The sequence below is a fragment of the Trebonia sp. genome (genome assembly GCF_030042015.1).
GTDB lineage: Bacteria > Actinomycetota > Actinomycetes > Streptosporangiales > Streptosporangiaceae > Trebonia.
This window is the reverse complement of the sequence record NZ_JASIAL010000503.1, coordinates 1-2787: the sequence shown is the minus strand read 5'-3', so window position 1 is coordinate 2787 and position 2787 is coordinate 1. Positions and strand designations below refer to the sequence as shown.

The 2787-nt window shown below is 73.7% G+C and carries 1 protein-coding gene; it reads right to left on the bottom strand.

Translation table 11 applies throughout. The features are described from left to right. Positions 1–223: 223 nt before the first annotated feature. Positions 224–2787, bottom strand: a 2564-nt coding sequence (locus Q1N79_RS27045; RefSeq protein WP_300613832.1) for a tetratricopeptide repeat protein, incomplete at its 5' end; no start/stop codon positions are given.

The following is a 2787-nucleotide window of genomic DNA, read 5'->3' as shown; positions in this document are numbered from 1 at the left end:
GCGACGAGCAGGACAAGGCCCATTCGCCGGTTGAGGGCGGTCATCAGCAGCGCATACCCGGCCAGCGCGAGACCGGCGACGATGATCGTCGTAGGAAGTGCACCGCTCACGGACGACATGTTACTACCTTCCGTAGTAACGCTCACCACCGGCGCGGTGCGGCACCTGCTCCTACGACTGGACGCGGCTGACCGATCGCAACTGCCCGCCGCGCGCCCGTGCCTCACGCGCCCTCACCAAGGGCTGACTGCTCTGCCGGCGTGTCGTGTGCCTGGCCGGGCGAGATCAGCAGCACGACCGCTTCCTGCTGGGTCAGCGCCAGGCCAGCGGCCAGTTCCGCGGCCCAGGCCTGGGAGCTGACGGCAGCGCGCGCGGGGGCCAGGTACTGCTCCATCCTGGCGGCCTCCAGATCGGTTCGCCGCATGCCCCACTGCTTGCGGATGGCGTCCGCGGCCCCCATTAGGCGGGCCGCCCGCAAGGGGTCGCGGAGTGCGGCGGTGATGGCGGCCGACAGTTCCAGGATGTTCGCGAGAAGGGAGGTGTTGCCGGAGCTGGCGACGTAGTCGAACGTGCCGGAGAGCAGGTTGCGGGCTTCGCCCGGACGACCCGCGCGGAGGCTGACCAGCGCCAGAGACTGCCGGTCGAGGGCCACGCCGAGGATGTCGCCCTGCTCGGAGTCGAGCGTGAGCGCCTCCTGCAGGGCCTCGGTGGCCCGGTCGAAGTCGCCGACGGCGCTTTCCAGCTGGCCGAGGTTAGTCAGCGCCGCGGCCAGCCGGACGTTGTTGCCGATCTCGCGGGCGATCGCGATGCTTTCCTCAAGCAAGGGCCGCGCGGCCTGCGGGTCGCCGAGGTGGTGAAGGGTGATGCCAAGGCTGCTCAGTTCCCTCGCCTGCAGGTCCCGGTCGCCAAGCTCGCGCCAGATGGCCAGGCTGCGCTCGAAGAGCCGGCGTGCCGCGTCCGGCTCGCCCTGCGTGTCCAGCAGCACCCCGAGCCCGTGCGCCACCCGCGCCAGCGGTTCCCCGCCATCGGCGCGGACCTGGTCCATGGCCCGCTGCAACCATCGCCGCCCCTCGGTAGCGTGGCCGCGCTGGTACCAGAACAGGGTCAGCGCCTGGACCAGCCGCAGGCCGATGACGGCCCGCTCGCCCTGGCCGGCCCCGGCTGCGGCCGGGGACTCCAGCGACCAGGCGAGCGCGGCACGCATGTTGTCAAGGTCGGCCTCCAGCCGGTCGAGGGCGGTCAGCTGCCCAGGGCCGTCGAGCTGGTCGTGTTCTCGTTCGGCGACGGCCGCGTAGTGCCCGGCGTGCCGGCGCCGCGTGCCGTCCACGTCGTCGTCCTGCTCGAGGCGCTCCAGGGCGTAGTCGCGGATCGTCTCAAGCATGCCCATTCTCGGCTCGCCGTCGCTGCCCTCGGTCACCGTGATCAGGCTGACGTCCTGCAGCCCGGCGACCAGCTCCAGCGGGTCGGAACCGGCTGGGTCGCCGCCGGTCGCGGCCACCGCGGCCAGCGCGTTCAGGTCGCATCCGCCGGCGAACACGCTCATCCGGCGGAACACCTGCGCCGCGCCCGGGGCGAGCAGGTCGTAGCTCCAGGCCACGGTGTCGCGCAGGGTCTGCTGCCGCAGCGGCCGCCCGGCCTCGGCCGCCGCCGCGGCCAGGCCGAGGCTGTGCCCGAGGCGGGCCAGCAGGGCCCTGGGTGATAGCAGCTTGACCCGGGCCGCGGCCAGCTCGATGGCAAGCGGCAGCCCGTCCAGGCGGCGGCAGATCGCCGCGATGTCGGCGGCGTTGTCCGCGGTGACCGCGAAACCGGGCCGGACCATGCCCGCCTGCTGGGCGAACAGCCGGGCCGCGGAGCAAGCCGCCACCTCGTGCACGCCCGCCGGGCCGGGCACCTCAAGCGCGGGCACGGGGAACTCATGCTCGCCAGGGACATGCAGTGGCCGCCGGGACGTGGCAAGCAGCACCGGGCCAGGGGCAGCCTCAAGCAGCGCCGCCACCACCGCGGCGGCCCCGTCGAGCTGCTCGAGGTTGTCCAGCACAAGCAGCGCCCGGCGCCCGGCCAGGTAGCCGGTCACGGCGTCCGCGGGCTGGCCGTCCACGCTGACGTCCAGGCTGCCGGCCAGCGTCTTCCACATCACCTCGGCGTCGCGAACGGCAGCCAGCGCGACAAAGAACACGCCGTACGCGAAGGCCTGCCCAAGCGCCGCGGCGGCCGCCAGGGCCAGCCGTGTCTTGCCGACCCCGCCGGTGCCGGTGAGCGTGACCAGCCGGACCTCCGGCGCGGCGAGGGCGGCGCACAGCCGCTCCAGGTCGCCCTCTCGGCCGACAAGCGGCGTGGCCGGCGCCGGCAGGCTCGCCTGCGTGCCCAGGCTCTTCAGCGGCGGGAAGTCCGCCCGCAACCCCGGCCCGGCCAGCTGGTAGATCCGCTCTGGCGCCTTGATGTCCTTCAGCCGGTGAAACCCCAGGTCCCGCACCGACACCCCGGCCGGCAGCCGGGGCGCCGCCAGCAGCCGCGTCGCCTCCGACAGCACCACCTGGCCCCCGTGCGCAGCCGAGGCGATCCGCGCCGCCCGGTGCACATCCATGCCGATGTAGTTGCCGTCGCTGTTGGCCGGCTCCCCCGAATGCAGGCCCATCCGGACCCGCACCGCCACGCCGCCCGGCCACTCATGCCCGGCCAGGGCCCGCTGGGCCGCCACGGCGCAGCCCACCGCGTCGCTCGCCGACTCGAACACGACGAAGAAGCTGTCCCCCTCGGTGGACATCTCCCGGCCACCCCACGCCGCGA